The organism is Mycobacterium cookii (genome assembly GCF_010727945.1).
GTDB lineage: Bacteria > Actinomycetota > Actinomycetes > Mycobacteriales > Mycobacteriaceae > Mycobacterium > Mycobacterium cookii.
In genome coordinates, this window is record NZ_AP022569.1 from 67,367 (window position 1) to 86,634 (window position 19,268).

The 19,268-nt window shown below is 66.4% G+C and carries 21 protein-coding genes; 8 read left to right on the forward strand and 13 right to left on the reverse strand.

Features of this window, described 5'->3' with window-relative positions:
- Positions 1-213 precede the first annotated feature (213 nt).
- From G6N27_RS00335 to G6N27_RS00365, 7 genes are all read left to right on the forward strand, one after another.
- Positions 214-804, forward strand: a complete 591-nt coding sequence (locus tag G6N27_RS00335) for a DUF1707 SHOCT-like domain-containing protein (protein WP_163774298.1) — start codon at positions 214-216, stop codon at positions 802-804.
- An 18-nt stretch (positions 805-822) separates the two neighbouring features.
- Positions 823-1,680, forward strand: coding sequence for a type I methionyl aminopeptidase (map, locus tag G6N27_RS00340; protein WP_163774300.1), 858 nt, complete (start codon positions 823-825; stop codon positions 1,678-1,680).
- 10 nt (positions 1,681-1,690) lie between these two features.
- Entirely contained in the window at positions 1,691-3,190 is a 1,500-nt protein-coding gene (locus tag G6N27_RS00345; protein ID WP_163774302.1) for a cobyric acid synthase, read from the forward strand.
- A 208-nt stretch (positions 3,191-3,398) separates the two neighbouring features.
- Positions 3,399-3,950, forward strand: coding sequence for an alpha/beta hydrolase (locus G6N27_RS00350; protein ID WP_163781135.1), 552 nt, complete (start codon positions 3,399-3,401; stop codon positions 3,948-3,950).
- A gap of 17 nt (positions 3,951-3,967) precedes the next feature.
- Positions 3,968-5,326 carry a glutamine synthetase family protein gene (locus G6N27_RS00355; RefSeq protein WP_232065197.1) on the forward strand — a complete coding sequence of 453 codons (1,359 nt, stop codon included), beginning with the start codon at positions 3,968-3,970 and terminating at the stop codon, positions 5,324-5,326.
- Between the two features lie 28 nt (positions 5,327-5,354).
- Positions 5,355-6,059, forward strand: coding sequence for a gamma-glutamyl-gamma-aminobutyrate hydrolase family protein (locus tag G6N27_RS00360; RefSeq protein WP_163774303.1), 705 nt, complete (start codon positions 5,355-5,357; stop codon positions 6,057-6,059).
- Positions 6,049-6,828, forward strand: a complete 780-nt coding sequence (locus G6N27_RS00365) for a 3-oxoacyl-ACP reductase (protein ID WP_163774304.1) — start codon at positions 6,049-6,051, stop codon at positions 6,826-6,828. Before G6N27_RS00360 ends, G6N27_RS00365 begins: the two co-directional genes overlap by 11 nt.
- A 10-nt stretch (positions 6,829-6,838) precedes the next feature.
- On the opposite strand, the gene G6N27_RS00370 is transcribed toward G6N27_RS00365, so the two are convergent.
- The 4 genes from G6N27_RS00370 to G6N27_RS00385 all read right to left on the reverse strand — a co-directional run bounded on the left by G6N27_RS00370 (position 6,839) and on the right by G6N27_RS00385 (position 10,976).
- Positions 6,839-8,026, reverse strand: a complete 1,188-nt coding sequence (locus G6N27_RS00370) for a PPE family protein (protein ID WP_163774305.1) — start codon at positions 8,024-8,026, stop codon at positions 6,839-6,841.
- A 13-nt stretch (positions 8,027-8,039) separates the two neighbouring features.
- Complete coding sequence (locus tag G6N27_RS00375; protein WP_163774306.1) at positions 8,040-8,339, reverse strand: PE family protein; 300 nt, start codon at positions 8,337-8,339, stop codon at positions 8,040-8,042.
- A gap of 261 nt (positions 8,340-8,600) precedes the next feature.
- Positions 8,601-9,722 carry a Nickel transporter NicT gene (gene nicT / locus G6N27_RS00380; protein ID WP_163774307.1) on the reverse strand — a complete coding sequence of 374 codons (1,122 nt, stop codon included), beginning with the start codon at positions 9,720-9,722 and terminating at the stop codon, positions 8,601-8,603.
- Positions 9,723-9,812: 90 nt separating this feature from the next.
- Positions 9,813-10,976: an alkaline phosphatase family protein gene (locus G6N27_RS00385; protein ID WP_232065199.1), complete on the reverse strand. Its 1,164-nt coding sequence runs from the start codon at positions 10,974-10,976 to the stop codon at positions 9,813-9,815.
- 85 nt (positions 10,977-11,061) lie between these two features.
- Here G6N27_RS00385 and G6N27_RS00390 point away from each other — a divergent pair, with 85 nt between their 5' ends.
- Positions 11,062-11,547: a Fur family transcriptional regulator gene (locus G6N27_RS00390; protein WP_163774309.1), complete on the forward strand. Its 486-nt coding sequence runs from the start codon at positions 11,062-11,064 to the stop codon at positions 11,545-11,547.
- Here the strand turns inward: G6N27_RS00390 and G6N27_RS00395 are convergent.
- Genes G6N27_RS00395 through G6N27_RS00435 form a run of 9 tightly spaced genes read right to left on the reverse strand, consistent with a single transcriptional unit; the run spans position 11,511 to position 19,264 of the window.
- Positions 11,511-12,236 carry a DUF6390 family protein gene (locus G6N27_RS00395; protein ID WP_163781139.1) on the reverse strand — a complete coding sequence of 242 codons (726 nt, stop codon included), beginning with the start codon at positions 12,234-12,236 and terminating at the stop codon, positions 11,511-11,513. The genes G6N27_RS00390 and G6N27_RS00395 overlap by 37 nt on opposite strands.
- Before the next feature lie 30 nt (positions 12,237-12,266).
- Positions 12,267-13,406, reverse strand: coding sequence for a hydrogenase formation protein HypD (hypD, locus tag G6N27_RS00400; RefSeq protein ID WP_163774310.1), 1,140 nt, complete (start codon positions 13,404-13,406; stop codon positions 12,267-12,269).
- A gap of 11 nt (positions 13,407-13,417) precedes the next feature.
- The gene (locus tag G6N27_RS00405) at positions 13,418-13,690 is read right to left on the reverse strand and encodes a HypC/HybG/HupF family hydrogenase formation chaperone (RefSeq protein ID WP_163774311.1); all 273 of its coding nucleotides are present in this window, start codon (positions 13,688-13,690) and stop codon (positions 13,418-13,420) included.
- Positions 13,691-13,710: 20 nt separating this feature from the next.
- Positions 13,711-14,823 carry a hydrogenase expression/formation protein HypE gene (gene hypE, locus G6N27_RS00410; RefSeq protein ID WP_163774312.1) on the reverse strand — a complete coding sequence of 371 codons (1,113 nt, stop codon included), beginning with the start codon at positions 14,821-14,823 and terminating at the stop codon, positions 13,711-13,713.
- The gene (locus G6N27_RS00415; protein WP_163774313.1) at positions 14,820-15,488 is read right to left on the reverse strand and encodes a D-sedoheptulose-7-phosphate isomerase; all 669 of its coding nucleotides are present in this window, start codon (positions 15,486-15,488) and stop codon (positions 14,820-14,822) included. The genes hypE and G6N27_RS00415 overlap by 4 nt, the downstream gene beginning before the upstream one ends.
- Positions 15,485-16,201: a hydrogenase assembly protein HupF gene (locus G6N27_RS00420; protein ID WP_163774314.1), complete on the reverse strand. Its 717-nt coding sequence runs from the start codon at positions 16,199-16,201 to the stop codon at positions 15,485-15,487. The genes G6N27_RS00415 and G6N27_RS00420 overlap by 4 nt, the downstream gene beginning before the upstream one ends.
- Positions 16,198-18,534 (reverse strand): carbamoyltransferase HypF, encoded by a 2,337-nt coding sequence (gene hypF / locus G6N27_RS00425; protein ID WP_163774315.1) that lies wholly within the window; start codon positions 18,532-18,534, stop codon positions 16,198-16,200. Before hypF ends, G6N27_RS00420 begins: the two co-directional genes overlap by 4 nt.
- A complete protein-coding gene (locus tag G6N27_RS00430; RefSeq protein ID WP_163774316.1) occupies positions 18,527-18,772 on the reverse strand; it encodes a HypC/HybG/HupF family hydrogenase formation chaperone in 246 nt (81 codons plus the stop codon). Before G6N27_RS00430 ends, hypF begins: the two co-directional genes overlap by 8 nt.
- A 3-nt stretch (positions 18,773-18,775) precedes the next feature.
- On the reverse strand, positions 18,776-19,264 hold the full coding sequence (locus G6N27_RS00435; protein ID WP_232064808.1) for a hydrogenase maturation protease: 489 nt from the start codon (positions 19,262-19,264) through the stop codon (positions 18,776-18,778).
- Between the last annotated feature and the right edge of the window lie 4 nt (positions 19,265-19,268).

Below are 19,268 nucleotides of genomic sequence, written 5' to 3' on the forward strand. Positions count from 1 at the left end.
GCAGCGATTCCCGGGCCATTTATTTAAGTAGGCATGATCAGTTCGGTAGAAGTCATAAAACGGGATCGCTTCGTTCGAATCAGCGAGGAGGCCGGTTTCGGGCGGTGGTGGTTTTCGTACCGCTGGCATCACTAGGCCGCCGCGGTGGGTTGTCCGTGGGACGGCTTTCGCCGTGGGTGCATCGGTGTGTCCGCACGGTAGATTGGTGTGGCTATGACTCGTCCCGACGAACTGTCCGAACTGCGGGTGTCGGACGCCGACCGCAACGGCACGCTGCGCCGCCTGCACAACGCGGTCGCACTCGGGTTGATCGACATCACCGAGTTCGAAGAGCGTTCGTCGCAGGTGTCGTACGCCCGGACCCGCAACGAGCTGGACAGCCTCGTCGGCGATCTGCCCGGACCTGGCGCAATAGTCACGTCCGCGGCGGACCGTGTCGAGTTGCGCGGGTGGGCCGGCTCCCTCAAGCGTCACGGCGAGTGGATGGTCCCGACGCGGCTGGCTCTGGTGCGCCGCATGGGATCAGTCGAGCTGGACCTGGTCAAGGCCAGATTCGCGGGCCCGGTGGTCGTCATCGAGCTGGACATGAGGTTCGGGTCGGTGGAGATCCGGCTGCCCGAGGGTGCCAGCGCGTCGGTCGACGACGTGGAGGTCTACGGCGGCAGCGCGATCGATCGCCGAAAGGCTCCGCCCGCCGAGGGTCGACCGCATGTCGTGCTGACCGGTCGCGTGGTGTGCGGCTCGGTGAAGATCAAGGGACCCCGCCGGCGGTCGCTGCTGCGTGGTCCCGGTCGATCGACTTAACTCGATACCCTGGTGAGCATGCCTGTTCGTTCCGCCCTGTCCGCCGGTGCGCTGTCGCCCACGCTGCCGGTGCCCAACTCGATTCCGCGCCCCGAATACGTCGGCAAGCCGACGGCGCGGGAGGGTTCCGAACCGTGGGTGCAGACGCCTGACGTCATCGAGAAGATGCGGGTCGCCGGGCGAATCGCGGCCGGAGCGCTCGCCGAGGCGGGCAAGGCCGTCGCGCCCGGTGTCACGACCGACGCGCTGGACCGGATCGCGCACGACTACATGGTCGACCACGGCGCCTATCCATCGACGTTGGGCTACAAGGGTTATCCGAAATCGTGCTGCACCTCGCTGAACGAGGTCATCTGCCACGGCATCCCCGATTCGACGGTGATCGAGGACGGCGACATCGTCAACATCGACGTCACCGCCTACATCGACGGTGTGCATGGCGATACCAACGCGACGTTCCTTGCCGGCGACGTCTCCGATGAACACCGGCTGCTCGTCGAGCGCACGCACGAGGCGACGATGCGGGCGATCAAAGCCGTCAAGCCGGGTCGTGCACTCTCGGTCGTCGGCCGGGTCATCGAATCGTATGCAAATCGATTCGGCTACAACGTGGTTCGCGACTTCACCGGTCACGGCATCGGAACCACCTTTCACAACGGGCTGGTGGTGCTGCACTACGATCAGCCTGCCGTCACCACCGTCCTCGAACCGGGCATGACGTTCACCATCGAACCGATGATCAACCTCGGCACGCTGGACTACGAGATCTGGGACGACGACTGGACAGTCGTGACCAAAGACCGCAAATGGACCGCGCAATTCGAGCACACTTTGCTGGTCACCGAGTCCGGCGCGGACATCCTCACGCTGGCGTGACGGCAACGCCGTGAGCGGCGCACTGCTGGTGGCCGGCACCACCTCCGATGCCGGCAAATCGATGGTGGTCGCCGGGCTGTGCCGACTGTTGGCGCGCAAAGGAATTCGGGTCGCTCCGTTCAAGGCGCAGAACATGTCGAACAATTCCGCGGTCACCGTCGAGGGCGGTGAAATAGGTCGGGCGCAGGCGATGCAGGCCCGCGCCGCCGGGCTGGCGCCCAGCGTGCGGTTCAACCCGATTCTGCTCAAACCCGGCAGCGACACAACCTCCCAGCTGGTGATCCGGGGGCAGGTGACGGGAATGGCGACCGCGGCCGAGTACTGGTCGGACCGCAATCGGCTGGCCACCCTGGTGCAAGACGAATTGGCAAACTTGAGAACCGAATTCGACGCGGTGATTTGCGAGGGTGCCGGGTCGCCGGCCGAAATCAACTTGCGGGCAACGGACTTGGTGAATATGGGTCTGGCCCGCGCGGCGGATCTGCCGGTGGTGGTGGTCGGCGACATCGACCGCGGCGGTCTGCTCGCGCACTTCTTCGGCACGGTGGCGGTGCTCGAGCCCGAGGACCAGGCGTTGATCGCTGGGTTCATCGTGAATAAATTCCGCGGCGACGTCTCGCTGCTGGAGCCGGGCCTGCGCCAACTCGCCGAGATCAGCGGCCGTCCCACCTACGGGGTATTGCCGTATGCCGACGACTTGTGGCTCGACACCGAGGACGCGGTCCCGGTGCTGGCCCACCGCGTCCTGGGCACACCGCGGTCGCCGCGTGGTTCGCAGTGGCTTCGGGTCGCAGTGCTGCGGCTGCCGCGAATCTCCAACTCCACCGATGTCGAAGCGCTGGCCTGCGAACCGGGCGTGCTGGTGCGCTGGGTCCGCGAGCCCGCCGACCTGGCCGATACCGACCTGATCGTGCTGCCGGGCACCAAGTCCACCGTCGCCGACCTGGGCTGGCTGCGCGAACGCGGGCTGGACCGGGCCATCGCCACGCATGCCGCGTCCGGTCGTCCGGTCCTCGGTATCTGCGGCGGATTCCAGATGCTGTGCCGTTCGATCGACGACGTGTTCGAAAGCCGGTCCGGCCGAACCGAGGCGATGGGAATGCTGGACGTCGACATCGAGTTTGGGTCGGACAAGGTGCTGCGCCGCCACGAGGGGTCGCTGCGCGGCTACGAGATCCGTCACGGGCGGGTGATCCGCTGCACGGAGGCCACCTGGTTCGAGGCGGACGGGCACCCGGAGGGATACCGTCGCGGCCAGATTTTCGGCACCCACTGGCACGGCCTGTTCGACAACGACGACTTCCGGCGACAGTGGTTGACCGAGGCTGCATCTGTTTCGGGCCGGTACGGATTCGTGGTAGCTGACGACGTCGACGTTGCGGCGCGCCGTGATGCTCAACTCGACGTCATGGCTGATTTATTGGACGTTCATGTTGACGTCGATGCGGTGACGGCGTTGCTCGACGACGGGCCGCCCCGTCGGCCGACGATCGCCACCGCACTGCGCTGAGCTCATCACATCTGTGGCGAGGCTAAAAGCCGTCCAAGCAAGGGCTTTCGTGAAAACCGTTCCCTATTGTCATCATCGTCGTCGCATCGATGGGCACCAGATCGATGTTGCCGGAACGTTTCCAATTTCAACTTCGTTCACGATCCGCACGAAAACACCCCGCGCGCGGGCTATTTCACTGTAATTTGCTGATGTGCCTTCGACGATGATGACGACCGTCGACGGGTTTCCCATCCAGGTCTGCGACACGGGTCCGGAGCAGGGCTCCGTCGTCGTGCTGCTCTGCGCGGCCCAGCGGGCGCCGGGCGCGTATGAAGCGGTGTGCGAACGGCTGCACACGGCGTCGTTGCGCACAATCGTCGTCGGGCCCGACCCGCAGCTGACGCCGAAGTCCGTGGTGGGCATTCTCGACGTGCTCGACATCAGCTGGGGCGTGCTGGTGGGCGATCGCACCGGCGGTGAGGTGGCCTGGGAACTGGCGGCGACGCGATTGGACCGCTTCACCGGTCTGGTCGTCATCGACCGCGGCCACCCGCGCGTCGCCGACCAGGCCGGCGTGATCCGCGACCGGGACTGCCCCCCGGTCGAGATCAACACCACCGCACTGGTCAGCACGCCGGCCGCGCACTCCGTGGCGCAGGCCAGCCAGCGCTACGTCTACGGCGACTACCGCGTGGTGGAATTACTCGGCCGGCGCAACGCGCACGAGTCGACCGCGCAATTGGCCGCCGAGATCGTCCTTCGCACCAGCACCTGGTGACGGACCCGGACACGAGAGTGAGCTTGTCGCGAGACGAACTCGAACGGCTCGTCGCTGCCGGTGATGTCGATACGGTCATCGTCGCCTTCAGCGACTTGCTGGGCCGGCTGATGGGCAAGCGGGTGTCGGCGCGGTTCTTCCTCGACGAGGTGATCGAGTCCGGCGCCGAATGCTGCAACTACCTGTTCGCGGTCGATGTCGACATGAACACGGTCGCCGGATACAAGATGTCCGGATGGGACAGCGGTTACGGCGACATGGTGATGCGGCCGGACTTGTCGACGCTGCGGCGGGCGCCGTGGCTGCCGGGCACGGCGCTGGTGCTCGCCGACTTGGTGTGGCACGACGGCAGTCCCATCGAACCCGCACCGCGTCAAATCTTGCGCCGCCAGTTGGACCGCTTGAACCAGCGCGGTCTGCGGGCTTACGTCGCCACTGAACTGGAATTCATGGTTTTCGACGACACCTACCGTCAAGCCTGGGCGAGCGGATATCGCGAACTGACGCCGGCCAGCGACTACAACCTGGACTATGCGGTGATGGCGTCGAGCCGCCTCGAGCCGCTGTTGCGCGACATCCGCCAGCACATGCAGGGCGCCGGACTGCATTGGGAGGCGGTCAAGGGGGAGTGCAACCACGGACAGCAGGAACTCGGGTTTCGCTATGACGAGGCACTGGTCAGTTGTGACAACCACGGCGTCTACAAGAACGGCGCGAAGGAAATCGCCGACCAGCATGGTAAATCGCTGACGTTCATGGCGAAATACGATGAGCGCGAAGGCAACAGCTGCCACATCCACATGTCGCTGCGGTCGACCGATGGTGCTGCGATCGCCGCCGAGGACGGTCAGCCATTCGGCATGTCGCCCACGTTTCGCAGCTTTGTCGCGGGCCAGTTGGCCACGTTGCGGGAGTTGACGCTGCAATATGCGCCGAACATCAACTCCTACAAGCGGTTCGCCGACCGCAGCTTCGCGCCCACGGTGGTGGCCTGGGGCGTGGACAACCGGACCTGCGCATTGCGCGTCGTCGGTCACGGCGACAACTTGCGGGTGGAATGCCGGGTGCCCGGCGGCGACGTCAACCAGTACCTGGCCGTCGCGGCGCTCATCGCCGGCGGACTGCACGGCATCGACAAGGCCCTGGAGCTACCGGAGCCGTGCACCGGCAATGCGTACGAAGCGACAAGCGACGTCGAGCGGTTGCCCGCTACGCTGGCCGAAGCGATGACGCTGTTCGACGCGTCAGCAGTCGCCCGAGAGGCATTCGGGGACGCGGTGGTGAACCACTACGTCAACTACGCCCGCGTCGAGGTTGACGCGTTCAATGCGGCAGTGACGGACTGGGAGAGGGTTCGCGGGTTTGAGCGGTTCTGACAACGGGCGATCGAGCTCGAAACCGCCTGTGATCGGCCTGACCACCTATCTCGCTCAAGCCCGGTTGGGCGTCTGGGACGTGCCCGCCAGCTTTCTGCCCGCGGTCTACTTCCAGGGCGTGACGGCGGCCGGTGGCGTGGCGACGTTGCTGCCACCACAGCCGGTGGACGCGGCTATCGCCGAACGGGTGGTCGATGGCCTCGACGGGCTGCTGATCACCGGCGGCAATGACGTAGACCCAGCCGTCTACGGCCAGGCGGCGCATCCGGACACGGACAAGCCTGGCCGGCAGCGCGACGCGTGGGAGTTTGCGTTGCTAGACGCTGCGCTCGAGCGGGGTCTGCCGGTCTTGGGTATCTGTCGCGGCGCCCAAGTGCTCAATGTCGCGCGCGGCGGGACGCTGCACCAGCACCTGCCGGACGTCATCGGGCATAGCGGGCATCGGGCCGGCAATGCGGTGTTCAGCACGCTGCCGGTGCGCACGGTGCCGGGAACCCGGCTGGCCGGGCTGGTCGGCGACTCCGTGAACGCGAGGTGCTATCACCATCAGGCCATTGCCGAACTCGGCGAGGGCCTTGTGGTCAGCGCGTGGGATGCCGACGGTGTGATTGAGGCGTTGGAGCTGCCCGGGCAGAATTTCGTGCTCGCGGTGCAATGGCATCCGGAAGAGAGTCTGGACGACCTTCGACTATTCACGGCGATTGTGGAGGCTGGGCGGGCATATGGCTGTTGATCTGACTCAACGACTCGGCGGCAAGATCGCCGTGGTGACCGGTGGCGGCGGCGGCATCGGGCTGGCGTCGGCGCGCCGGCTGCACGCCGAAGGCGCGACCGTCGTCATCGGTGACATCGACGAGCGGTCCGGCGCGGCGGCCGCCGACGAAGTGGGTGGCCTGTTCGTGCCGGTGGATGTCGCCGACGAGTCATCGGTCAATGCGCTGTTCGACACTGCAGCGGGCGATTTCGGGTCGGTCGACATCGCGATCAACAACGCCGGCATTTCACCCCCGGATGACGATTTGATCGAGAACACCGAGCTGCCGGCGTGGCAGCGGGTGCAGGACGTCAACCTGAAATCGGTGTACCTGTGTTGCCGGGCTGCGTTGCGGCACATGGCCCCTGCCGGCCGCGGCTCGATCGTCAACATCGCGTCGTTCGTCGCGGTGATGGGCTCGGCGACCTCACAGATCTCCTACACCGCGTCCAAGGGTGGGGTGTTGGCGATGTCACGCGAACTCGGTGTGCAGTTCGCCCGCCAAGGGATCCGGGTCAACGCGCTGTGCCCTGGCCCGGTGAATACCCCGCTGCTGCAAGAACTTTTCGCCAAGGATCCCGAACGCGCGGCCCGGCGGATGGTGCACGTCCCGATGGGCCGATTCGGTGAAGCCGACGAAATCGCTGCCGTCGTGGCGTTTTTGGCCAGCGACGACGCATCGTTCATCACCGCGGCGACCTACCTGGTCGACGGCGGCATCAGCGCCGCGTACACCACCCCGCTGTAGCGACTGTCGGTCAACCCGCGGCCGGAGGGTGCGCCATCACCGTCAGGCGCGACCCGTATCGGGGCGTCATGGTGTTGAAGCGGTTTGCGGCCGCGCTGGCGAACGGTATCCCGGGCATGCCCGCCGCGCCCGCGGGCGAGGGAGCGAGCGGCGGCACCTCGTCCAAGAACGTGCGCGGTGGACTCACCGCCGGGGCGATCTCCGTCCAACTTGGCGGCACGCTGAGCGCTCCGATTGCCGCACCACGACCGAGAGCGGCCGACGCCGCCCCGCTCACACTGCCCAGCTCACCTAGATCCGCGGCGGCGGGGGCCGCCACCGCACTGCCGATTCCGTCTGCTGCTGCCGATTCCCCGGCCGCGGCCGCACCCGCGGCACCCTGCATGCCGACGAGATCCGTCATCGTGCCCAACCAGTTGCCCGGCATGTAGAAGCCCGACGAGAACAGGGTGTTCCACATGTTGTTGTTCAAACCCAGGCCGGTCGACCCGAAGATTTCGTTGAACAGCGTCGACAACTCCGACCCCGATGCGTTGCCGGTCAGCAGGTCGACGAGTCCGGCGAACCCCGATCCCGACGACGTCGACGTCGCCGGCGAAGCGAGCCCGTGCAGGGCGGCCGGGACCGCGGACGCCAGCTGCGACATCGCCGTCGGGGTACCGGTGGCCTGACCTACCGTGGTCGCAGGTGGCTCGGCGAACGGCGTCAATGTCGATGCGGCGGCGGAGGATCCGGCGTAGCCGTACATCGCGGCGGCGTCTTGGGCCCACATCTCGGCGTAGTGGGCTTCGGTGGCCGCGATCGCCGGCGTGTTCTGGCCGAGGACGTTGGTCGAGACCAGCGATGCCAACAGCGCACGGTTGGCGACGATGACCGGCGGGGGCACCGTCGCCGTGAACGCGGTCTCGTAGGCGCTGGCGGCCGCGTTGGCGTGATCCGCGGTCTGTTCGGCCTGTGCGGCGGTGGCATTCATCCACGACACGTAGGGTGCGGCGGCGCCGGCCATCGACATAGATGCCGGGCCTTGCCACGGGCCATCGGTGAGTCCGGAGACCACCGCACCGTAATCGCCCGCCGTCGAGAACATCTCGGCGGCCAGGCTGTCCCAGGCGGCTGCGGCCGTGATCATCGGACCAGGGCCGGGGCCGGCATACATCAACCCGGAGTTGACTTCTGGGGGTAAGACTGCGAAATCCATGGACTGACACTCCTCAGCTTGCGCAGACCGCGTTGGCGGCTTCGGTGGTTGTATACGAATCGGCCGCGGACGCCAACATCGTCACGAACATCTGGTGAATCGCCGCGGCCTGTGCACTGACTGTCTGATATGCGTGTGCGTGTGCAGCGAATTGCATTGCCGCCAAGGCGGATACCTCGTCGGATGCGGCCGGGATCAGGCCTGTGGTGGGTGGTAGCGCGGCGGTGTTCTGCGCTTGAATGCGCGAGCCGACAGAGTGAAGGTTGTCCGCCGCGGCGGATAGCGTGTCCGGTAGGATCGATACGAACGACATTTGATATTCCTCTTCTTCAGGGCGCACGACGGCAGCACACGTCGGCGTGCCGAAGTGCGTGAAAATTGTTTTGGCGCAGCGTTATTGCAGACGCGAAGCACCGCTGAAGCTCTGCGCGGCCTGAGCCGCCGGCTCAACACACGGAACGTGTTGGGCTGTAACGATCTTGGGTGCCCCTAACGTGCTGTCACGTCGGACCCCGGATTCGGCATGGCGGTGATCGCGACCTGGGGTGAACCCAGGTCGATTCAGCTACGCGTTTCAGCCGACGCGTCCGGCCTGCACCGTCCACCTCTCCTCGATGTGCGCATAGCGCCAGATCAGCACGGCGACGGCCCAAGTCGCGACGAACAGGCCGACGATGACGAAGCCGATCGCGTTGAGGTCCACTCCGCCCAGCCAGCCCCAGAATCCACCGGTCCAACCCAGCTGTTGGGCGAGCAGCCCGAGCAATTCGACGCTTCCGATGAGCAGGGCGACCACCACCGAAAGGCCGGTGATGGTGATGTTGTAGTAAACCTTGCGAACAGGGTTGGAAAACGCCCAGCCATAGGCGAAATTCATGAACGAGCCGTCGATGGTGTCCAGCAGGCTCATGCCCGCGGTGAAAAGCACCGGCAGGCACAAGATGGCGTACCAGGGCAGACCGGCTGCGGCGCTGGTGCCGGCCAGTACCAGCAGCGCGACTTCGGTTGCGGTGTCGAATCCGAGACCGAACAGCACCCCGACCGGATACATATGCCACGACGCACTCACCGATCTGGTGAAGCGGCCGAGCGCCCGATTCAGCAGTCCGCGATTGTTCAGCTGAGTTTCGAGTTCATCGGCGTCGTAGTGGCCGCGGCGCATCTGCGTGAACACCCGCAGGATGCCCACCAAAATGACCAGGTTGATGATGGCGATCAGATACAGGAACACGCCCGAGACACTGGTTCCGATCAGTCCTGCGTAGTGATGCAGGGCCGACGAATCCTGCTCGACCGGCCCGATTATCGCCTTGAGCCCGAATGCGATGAGCAGGGCCAACCCGAATACGACTGAGGAGTGGCCGAGGGAGAAGAAGAACCCGACCGCAAGCGGCCGCCGTCCGTCGTTCATCAGTTTGCGGGTGGTGTTGTCGATCGCGGCGATGTGGTCGGCGTCGAATGCGTGGCGCAACCCCAGCGTGTAGGCGGTCAGCCCGATGCCGATGCCGAACGCCTTGTCGCCGACGCTGAGGTGTGCCGGTTCGACCACGAGGATCAATGTGCCCCAACCGATTACGTGCAAAGCGACGATGATCGTGAACATCGATCCCAGGCGCAGCCATTCCTCGGCTGTCAGACTGCCGCGTAGCCGGGAAAACCGCGACGGAGGTTGCCTGCTGAGGGTGTCAGCGGCCATGTCGCGTCCCATCTGGATATGCAGCCCCGGCCGTTTTCGACGCTAGACCCCTGGCGAGCGTCATGCAGACGATTCGCAAGAATTCTGCGATCAGCCTCGGAAGGCGATCAGCGGGATTGCCGTCTCCGCGGGCGTCGCCGCGCCGTGGAAGCCGATCAGCCGAGCTGCTTCTGGCGGCTCATGGCCGGTGGCCAGCACCGCCGTGTCGCCGAGACAGGTGACAACGACATCACCGATCCGGGGGAGGTGCTCTGGACGAACGGATCCGAAGAGTCCGGCCGCGACGGCGTCGTCGCGGCTGCGCACGTCTGCCCGGCCATCCAGCAGCTCGCTCCACGTCGCGATCACGTCGGACGCCGCGCCCGGCTCGGTGTACAAGTAGCGCACTCGCGGATCGCCGGCGACCACCCGCACTCCTGCGCCCAACCGCCGATCGGCGTCGACGTCGATCCGCTTGTCCTGCGGCACATTCAACCCGCCATGGTCCGCGGTGATCAACAACGCCGCATCCGGGGGTAACGCTTCGACCAGTTGGGTGAGCAACGCATCGACCCGCGCCGCGGCGGCGTGCCACTCGGGTGAACCGATGCCGAACACATGTGCGGCAGTGTCGAGTTCGGCTGTGTAGGCGTAGACCAGTCCTGGTGTCGCGCGGATCTGGTCGATGACGAGCCGGGCATAGTCGTCGCCGTCGGTCGCGGCGTGGAGATCGGCGCCGCGGTATGCGGCCTCGGTCAGGCCGCTGCCGAGGAATTTCGCGGGCAGCACCGCCCGGGCGTCGATACCGGCCCGCTGCATTCGCTCGAACCAGGTTGGGACAGGCTGCCATTGGGCCGCCGGGGGATCGCCGTACCAAAAGATGTGGTTGAGCACCCGGTCAGTGCTGGGCAGCTTGACGGTGAAGCCCAGAATTCCGTGCTGGCCCGCAGCGACCCCGGTGGTCAACGACGCCAGGCTCGTCGGTGTAGTGGAAGGGAAGGTGCAGGCGAGTTCGTCGAGCCGGCCGGCGCGACCGGCCAGCACCGAGGCCAGCAGCGGGGCGTCGGCGGCCAATTCCGGTAACAGGTGAAAGCCCATCCCGTCGACGAGAACGACCCCGACTCCGCGTACATCAACGAGCGACTCGGTCAGTCCCAGCGCGTCGGTCGCTCCCGCGACAGCGAGCAGCGCTGCCGCGGCGGGCAGCACGTCGCAGATTGACCGCGACGATCGCGAGAGCGGCGAAGCCGGGCGCAGCGGGTCGTCGCGCGACAAATCGGCCACGACGTCAGTCTGGCATCCGGGTAACCGATCCGGGCAATGGCTGCGAACCGGCCGCCGACTGCGTGATACTGGACGGGTGGCCAGCCCCTCGGCTTTGGATCCCGTCGTCACCGAACGAATCGGCGAGTTGCTACGGGCCCATGGTCTGCGCCGGATGGCCTCCCGCATCGCGGTCTTGGCGATGCTCGAGCCGGTTCACGGACATCTATCGGTTGCCGAGATCGACCACCGGCTGCACGAGTGCCTGCCGACCGACGACCACCCGCCGGACTTGGCGACGATCTATCGCACGGTGACCACCCTGGTCGAGCAGGGTGTTCTGCATGCGCTGACCCTCGAGAACGGGGTCACCACCTACGGCTTGGCCGCCGATCCGCACCACCACGCGGTGTGCACGGAATGCGGCTCGATCATCGAAGTTCCGGCAGGACGACTGGCCGCGGCGTTGGAACACGCGATGGCGGGCAGCTCGTTCACGCTGTCCGAGAGCGCCGGTCTCACCCTGCACGGACTATGCCCGCGGTGTCAGGCGCTAGGGGACACCGGCCGCTCCAGCCGCTGATTGGTCACGTGCAGCTGCCGGGTTGTGCTGTCGTCCAGCGCGCGGATCTGCTCGGGTTGCAATCGACCGCATAGCCGGTCCCAGTGGATCGCGACATCCTCTCCGACGGTCACGTCGGGCAGCGCGCTGTAGCCGTCGACCCAGACGTCGAGCCGGCGCGTGGACGGCTCGGACAGGCGCAGCGTGTGTCCGTCCCACACCAAGCGACGACACGACACCTCGAGCTCGTCACCGTTGCGGGAAACGACTGTGCCCCAGGTGATTCGGCAATTATCCAGTACGTTCAAGGGTTGTTCGCCTAGGCCACGACTCAACAGTCGCGACCACGGATAGACGCCGAACACGTGGAAGCAGTGATTGGCCGCGGCTTCGCATGCCAAGTCCGCGGTGAGGTGCCCCCAGTAGCGGCCGGCTTTGGGGCCGATGATGGCGAGCAGCTCAGCGACGAACTCATCGCGATCGAGCGCGTGGCCGATTCCGCCGCCCAGCCAGTACGACTCGACGAGCCGGTAGTCCAGCGGGTCGGTGATGCCGGTCATCTTCGCGAGCACTTGCAGGTAGGGCCAGGCGCCGGAAAACTGCGTCGCGGCGCCGCGCACCTCGTCGACGGAGCCGTCGCGCAACGTCGCTCCGAGCGGTGGACCGCAATAACCCAGCGCGTTGGGCGCATATGCGAAGCGGGCGAACATCTCCGGCCCGCGGTCGACTGGGTCCAATGGTCACGCCTGCCCGGAGGATCCCACCAGCTTCGCGGCGTCGCGGTGCATGCGGCCGAAATTGTAGTACGCCGCGCATGCTCCCTCGGGCGACACCATGCACGTCCCGATCGGAGTTTCCGGGGTGCACGCGGTACCGAAAACCTTGCATTCCCAAGGCTTCAGAACACCCTTCAGCACCTCACCGCACTGGCATGCTTTCGGATCGGCGACCCGTACGCCGGGCATCGCGTAGCGCAGCTCGGCGTCGAACTCCGCGAAGTCGTCGTGCAGCCGCAACGCGCTCTGCGAGATGAAACCGAGCCCGCGCCATTCGAAGTGTGGACGCAGCGCGAAGACCTTGCCCATCAGCGCCAGCGCGGCCGGGTTGCCGTCCTCGGGAACCACGCGCTTGTACTGGTTCTCCACCTCGCAGCGGCCTTCGCGGATCTGGCGCAGCAGCATGGCAACCGACGCGAGAATGTCGAGCGGCTCGAACCCGGCCACGACCAACGGCTTTCGGTACACCTCGGGGACGAACCGGTATGGCCGGTTGCCCACCACCGTCGACACGTGTCCCGGGCCGATGAAGCCGGATAGCCGCAGGTCCGGTGACTCCAGGATGGCCTTGATCGGCGGCACGATCGTGACGTGGTTGCAGAAGACGCTGAAATTGCGCAGACCCAATTCGCGTGCCCGCACCAGTGTCACCGCCGTCGACGGTGCGGTGGTCTCGAATCCGATCGCGAAGAACACCACGTGCTTATCCGGTTTCTCGACGGCGATCTTGAGCGCATCCAGCGGCGAATAGACGAACCGCACATCCGCGCCACGCGCTTTGGCGTCGAGCAGGCTGCCGCCGGAGCCTGGGACCCGCATCATGTCGCCGAAGCAGGTGAAGATCACGTCGGGCTGACGGGCCAGCCACATCGCGTCGTCGATGCGGCCCATCGGAATGACGCAGACCGGGCATCCGGGACCGTGCACCAATTCGACGTTATCGGGCAGCAGGTGTTCGATGCCGTGCCGGTAGATGGTGTGGGTGTGCCCGCCGCACACCTCCATGAACTTGAAGTGGTCGGGGCCGTTGCCCGCCAAGTGCGCGATGGCGGTCAGCAGCTTGCGCGCTGCCGCCGGATCGCGGAATTCGTCAACGAATTTCATCACCGTCCCCCTTAGACGATCGCCGAGGAGTCGAAGGCTTCCAACTCGGTCGTATAGGCCTCGCCGAGCTTCTTGACGGCGGCCAGAGTCAACAGCGCCTCGGTCTCGTCGATCTTGGCCATCGCGAAGCCGACATGGACAAGAACCCAGTCGTCGGGCTCGGGCAGGTCGTCTTCCAGCAGTCGCACACTGATCGTCCGCTGCACCCCGCTGACGTCAACCTTCGCCAAATAGTTTGCCGGATCGGTGATCTCAACGATCCGGCCCGGAATCCCCAGGCACATCGGTGGTCTCCTCTCTCAGCTCAGCAGATTCGCGGTAGTGGGTCGCCGACGAGCATGTCGACGATTCGGGTGCCGCCGAATCCGGTACGCAACACAACAGTTTCTTCCGGCGCGGCGACGATCTCGCCGACCTCGGCCGCGTCGGCGCCCAGCGGATGTGACCGCAGCGCGGCCAGGCCGGCCGCCGCTTCGTCGGGTGCGACGACGGCGACGAACTTGCCCTCGTTGGCAACGTAGAGGGGATCGATGCCGAGCATCTCGCATGCGCCATTCACCATGGGCTGCACCGGTAACCGCTCCTCGTCGAGTAGCACGCCGAGGCCGCATGACTGAGCCAGTTCGTTGCAGACCGTTCCGACCCCGCCCCGGGTCGCATCCCGCAGCCAGCGGGTCGACGGCGCGGCCGCCATCAGCAATTCCACCAGCGGGGACAGACTCGCGGTGTCGGAGTGAATGTCGGCCTCGATGGCGAGGTCACCCCGGGCGAGCATCACCGCCATACCGTGATCGCCCATCGACCCGGACAGCAGGAGCTTGTCGCCGGCGCGTACCGCCGTCGCGGAAAATGTGCGGTCCGCAGGAATGACACCGGCGCCCGTGGTCGTGATGAATATGCCGTCGGCGGCGCCCCTGGGCACCACCTTGGTGTCGCCGGTGACGATCTGCACGCCCGCTGCGACCGCGGCGGCGGCCATGTCGGCGGCGATCTGCTTGAGCTCGTCGATCGGAAAACCCTCTTCCAGAACGAACGCCGCCGAGATCCATTGGGGCAGTGCACCGGCCATGGCGAGGTCGTTGCAGGTGCCGTGCACGGCGAGCTCTCCCAGCGAACCGCCGGGGAAGCGCCTGGGCTGCACCACAAATGAATCGGTTGACATCGCCAGTCGCTCACCACCGGGCAGGGTGAGGATTGCGCCGTCGCCGAGCGACTCCAGCAAGGGGTTGCGGAATGCCTCCAGGAATACCGCGTCCACCAGTGCCGCCGAGGCCTTGCCGCCCGCACCATGCGCCAGCGTGACGTGGTCATCCAGCAACCGGGGACGACGCCGGCGGAACACCTCGATCCGCTCGATGACCTCACCCTCGGCGAATTGTGGCCCCGACGAGAGGTATTCACCCGTCGATTTGCTCATACGACCCCCACACCTTGAGCGGCAACGCGGTCTTGAGTGGCCAGCCACAGCTGGTAACTCAGCAGCGCCTGCGATTCCTGAATACGATGCACGCTCTGCGAGCGAACCACGAAGCAGACGTCCACATCGGCGTTGTCCGCGAAGGCACCACCGTCGTAGCCGGCGAAACCGATGGTGTACAAACCGCGCCGGCGCGCCTCGGCCAGTGCGGCGAGCAGGTTGGACGAGTTGCCACTGGTGGACATTGCGATCGCGATGTCACCGGCCTTCGCGCGGGCGATCAACTGGCGGGCGAACACCAGGTCGAAGCCGACGTCGTTGCCCAGTGCGGTGACGATCGCCTGATCGGCCGACAATGACCATGCGGGTAGCGGCTTTCCGGTCGGCGGGCGGGAGAACAAGGCGGCCAACGTCGCGGAATCGGTGCAGCTGCCACCGTTTCCGAAGGTGAACAGTCGGCCTCCGGCCGCGAAGCGGGCGGCCAGCTGCGCGGCGGCCTCCTCCAGCAGCGCGGCGTTCGCGTCGAGCGTGCTGCGCCGCAGCGCCAGGCTTTCGGCGGCCTTCGCCTGCGCCGACGCGGCGAGATCGGCAAGCAGCGACTCCGGATTCTCCTGCTGCGCATCGATGAACGGATACAGGAAGTTAGTCGGCTCGTCTTGACTCATTTGTCCCCCTCGACCCGGCTGATCGCCGTCCCGGCGTGCACAACGACCAACTCGCCCGCACCGACCGGCTCGACCAGTGTCGTCACCACGTCCTCGAGGCCTCGCGCGGTGCGCACCACGGCCGTCCCGTCGGCCGACGCCGTCACCACCTCACCAAGGCGTCCCTCGTCGCTACATGTGACGCACACGTCCTCGGTGCACTGCGGCGTCGTGAGCAACCCGGAGTGTTCGAAACACACATGGGTGAGCTCCCACAGCAGGTGATAGAACAGCACGAAGCCACCCGTCGCCGGTACCCGCGGATCGGGATCGTCCAGCCACAGAACGTGATCGGCCATGCCGGCATCGGGCCGCTCTCCGCTGCCGATCCAGATCGTGGTGGCCCCCCATGCCGGGCTGCGGCGCATCACCGAACGCACCTGCGCGTCGTCCGCGCCGGACACCGCGACAACGATGTCGCCGGGCCGCACCGACACCCGCACTAGATCCACGAGCTCGGGTCCGGTCAACGCGACGGCCGGCAACGCGCGCTTTCCCATGATGACCGGATGCACGAACTCCACCGCGATGTGCTGTGCATGCGGCTCCCACGACGGCGCGATAGACCACATCGTCGCGCCCGCCGCGAACCGCTTGGCCAATGTGAACGCCGCCCCGGCCAGATCAGCGGCCAGTTCGGTGTCGAGGCCGCGATCGATCGCAGTGGACGTCATGATGACGCGACCTCGTCCAGTGCGGTGAGCAGGGAGATGGTGGCCTGACCCAGCGCCAGCCCGCCGTCGTTGGGCGGGACCGTCTGATGCGTGAGTACCTCGAATCCGGCCTGCTGCAACCGTTGTCGGCAGCCCTGCAGCAGGAGAACGTTTTGGAACACCCCGCCGGTCAGCCCCACCAGCCGCACCGGCCCGGCGACCAGCGCGACGACCTCCGCGACGGCGATCGTGACGGCACGGTGGAATTCAGCCGCCAGCAGTGCCGGTCGCACACCGGCACGCAGGGCCGACACCATCGTGCGCACCATGCCGGTGGGGTCGATCATCCCGTCGCCGTGTACCGCTAGTCGCAGCTGCGGTCCGCCCGCGTCGCCGACCGAGTCGGCCAGCGCCTCGAGCTCGATGGCGGCCTGGCCTTCGTAGTCGATCCGATGCCGCACGCCCAGTAGCGACGCGACGGCGTCGAACAGGCGGCCCATGCTGGAGCACGGCACGCAGCCGACGTTATTGTCCAATTGTGAACGGGTGAGCTGCAATTCGGCGGATGTGGCCCCGGCAACCGGGGGCAGATCCGGTGTCCAGTCGACGTCGGCCAACCGCAATTGGGCCAGCGCCATCCGCCACGGATTGCGCACGGCGGCATCGCCACCCGGGAGCGGTGCCGGTAACAGATGTCCGACTCGCGCGAAACGGTGGCTTTCGGGCCCGAGTCGGAGGATCTCGCCGCCCCAGATCGTGTGATCGCAGCCGTAGCCGGTGCCGTCGAACGCGACCCCGATGATCGGCTCACCGATGCGTCCGTGTTCGGCCAGCAGTGACACCACGTGAGCGTGGTGATGCTGAATCAGGTCGAGTGGCCGATCGCCGGCGTGGCGCTCGGCCCAGCTGCGGGTGTGATATCCGGGATGAAGGTCTGCGGCCAATCGTGCCGGCTGCTGCCGGATTTCGCTGAGCTGGTCGACCGCACGCTCGAACGCCTGCAAAGTCTCCAGCGTCGCCATGTCGCCGACGTGGCCGGACATGTAGGCCCGTGCACCGTCGGTGAGACAGAAGGTGTTCTTCAGTTCGCCGCCGACGGCCAGCACCGACGGCCCGTCGCAGTCGAGGGCTACCGGCAGCGGCGCGTAGCCGCGGGATCGGCGGATCGGCAGTTCGCGGCTGTCAACGACACGCACGACCGAGTCGTCGCAGGGCACGTGGATCGGCCGGTCGTGGTCGAGGACGGCATCGCACAAGGGTGGAAGTCTCTGCGCGGCATCGTCTTCGGTGAAGCAGATGGGCTCATCGGAGCGGTTGGCGCTGGTCAGCACGACCGCGTCGGGAATCGGGGCGTCGATGTGCGGGACAGCGGCGAGCAAGAGGTGATGGATCGGCGAGTACGGCAACATCAGACCGATCAGCGGGTTGCCGGGCGCGACGGCGTCGGCGATCGGCGCGTCGTGACGGCGCCGCAGCAACACGATCGGCCGGGCCGCACTCGACAACACCGCGGCTTCAGTCTCATCAATATCCGCGTAGCGCCGCGCGACCGCGAGATCGCGCACCAGCACGGCGAACGGCTTGGCGCCCCGCGCTTTTCGTGCGCGCAGCGCTCCGACCGCCGCATCGTCGTGGACTCCACAGGCCAGGTGATAGCCGCCGATACCCTTGATCGCGACGACCGCGCCTGCTGCCAGCGCGCGTTGGGTGGCACCGATCGCGGCGTCGGATCCGTCGACGCGTCCGGCCCCCGTGGTGAACCACAGCGACGGTCCGCAGTCCGGGCAGGCGATCGGCTGCGCGTGAAAACGGCGGTTGACCGGGTCGCGGTATTCGGTGGCGCACCGCTCGCACATGGTGAATGTCGACATGGTGGTCGTCGGACGGTCGTAGGGCAAGGCTCGGATGATGGTGAACCGCGGACCGCAGTTGGTGCACGTCACAAACGGGTGCCGGTGGCGGCGGTCGCCGGGGTCGAACAACTCGGCAACGCAGTCGTCACACACGGCGATGTCGGGTGGAATCGGGGTGGTGGCGCCGCCGGCCGTGGTGCTCTCCACGATACGAAAGGTGCTGTCGGAGCCGCGATCGGCGGCGACATCGACGGCAGAGACAGCACCGACCGCTGCCAACGGCGGTGCCTCGGCGCGCAGTCGTCGTACGAATTCGTCGACGCGTGCGCTTGGTCCCTGCACTTCGAGAAAGACCGCGCCCGAGTCGTTGCCGACGAAGCCGCCGAGCCCGAGCTCGGTGGCGAGCCGGTGCACGAACGGACGAAAACCCACCCCTTGAACAACACCGGTTACTTTGCAATGCTTTCGCACGGAATCGAATTGGACCAGCGTGTCAGTCATCGTCGCGACCCGAACCCATCAACTCCAGACCGGCCATCGCTTCCTCGGCACCGGCTCGGTCTGTCTTGTCGACGACGAAACCCATGTGGATGATCACCCAGTCACCGGGTGCGAACGTTTCCTCGGGCAGCATGCCGACATTGACTTTGCGCTGCTGCCCGGCGACGTCGACGAGCGCGAGTTGCCCTTCGTAGCCCTCCACCATCTCGACGACTTGGCCGGGTATGCCCAGACACATGGTTCAGCCCTGCCGTTCGACCGCTGGCGATCGTGACCGCAAGCCCGCGATGACCTCCGTGACCGCGTGGACGGCCCGTGGCACGGCGCGCGCGACGGCCTCGGTGAGTCCGATGTCCTCGTCGACGCTGCCGGCCTCGCAGCCGACGACCACCGTGTAGGGCGGTGTGCCACCCAGTGCCCGCAGGCTGGCGAACACCGCGGCGGGGTCCATGCTGTGACAGTCCAGAGTGGCAGTCGTCGAATCTGATTCGTGGTCGGCCTCGAAAATGTGCAGTGCGCCCGGGTTGCCCCGGCTGGGTATGGCGTCGACGATGACCAGCGCGTCCCAGTCGTCGAGCAAGTCGTAAGCCAGATGCATGCCCGCAATGCCGTAGTCGACAACCCGCACGCCCGAATTGTCCTGCTGGACCGGGACGTGCCGGACCACCTCGGAGCCGAACCCGTCGTCGCCGAGGAAGATATTGCCGATGCCGGCTACCAGGATGCGCACTGGC

Excerpts from the sequence above, each read along its gene's own strand:
- hypD (WP_163774310.1), bottom strand. The coding sequence starts at position 13,406 with ATGAAATTCGTTGACGAATTCCGCGATCCGGCGGCAGCGCGCAAGCTG.
- G6N27_RS00405 (WP_163774311.1), bottom strand. The coding sequence starts at position 13,690 with ATGTGCCTGGGGATTCCGGGCCGGATCGTTGAGATCACCGATCCGGCA.
- G6N27_RS00420 (WP_163774314.1), bottom strand. The coding sequence starts at position 16,201 with ATGACGTCCACTGCGATCGATCGCGGCCTCGACACCGAACTGGCCGCT.
- G6N27_RS00415 (WP_163774313.1), bottom strand. The coding sequence starts at position 15,488 with ATGAGTCAAGACGAGCCGACTAACTTCCTGTATCCGTTCATCGATGCG.
- G6N27_RS00370 (WP_163774305.1), bottom strand. The coding sequence starts at position 8,026 with ATGGATTTCGCAGTCTTACCCCCAGAAGTCAACTCCGGGTTGATGTAT.
- G6N27_RS00365 (WP_163774304.1), top strand. The coding sequence starts at position 6,049 with ATGGCTGTTGATCTGACTCAACGACTCGGCGGCAAGATCGCCGTGGTG.
- G6N27_RS00350 (WP_163781135.1), top strand. The coding sequence starts at position 3,399 with ATGACGACCGTCGACGGGTTTCCCATCCAGGTCTGCGACACGGGTCCG.
- hypE (WP_163774312.1), bottom strand. The coding sequence starts at position 14,823 with ATGAGCAAATCGACGGGTGAATACCTCTCGTCGGGGCCACAATTCGCC.
- hypF (WP_163774315.1), bottom strand. The coding sequence starts at position 18,534 with ATGACTGACACGCTGGTCCAATTCGATTCCGTGCGAAAGCATTGCAAA.
- map (WP_163774300.1), top strand. The coding sequence starts at position 823 with ATGCCTGTTCGTTCCGCCCTGTCCGCCGGTGCGCTGTCGCCCACGCTG.
- G6N27_RS00375 (WP_163774306.1), bottom strand. The coding sequence starts at position 8,339 with ATGTCGTTCGTATCGATCCTACCGGACACGCTATCCGCCGCGGCGGAC.
- G6N27_RS00430 (WP_163774316.1), bottom strand. The coding sequence starts at position 18,772 with ATGTGTCTGGGCATACCCGGCCAAGTCGTCGAGATGGTGGAGGGCTAC.
- G6N27_RS00395 (WP_163781139.1), bottom strand. The coding sequence starts at position 12,236 with ATGTTCGCCCGCTTCGCATATGCGCCCAACGCGCTGGGTTATTGCGGT.
- G6N27_RS00335 (WP_163774298.1), top strand. The coding sequence starts at position 214 with ATGACTCGTCCCGACGAACTGTCCGAACTGCGGGTGTCGGACGCCGAC.
- nicT (WP_163774307.1), bottom strand. The coding sequence starts at position 9,722 with ATGGCCGCTGACACCCTCAGCAGGCAACCTCCGTCGCGGTTTTCCCGG.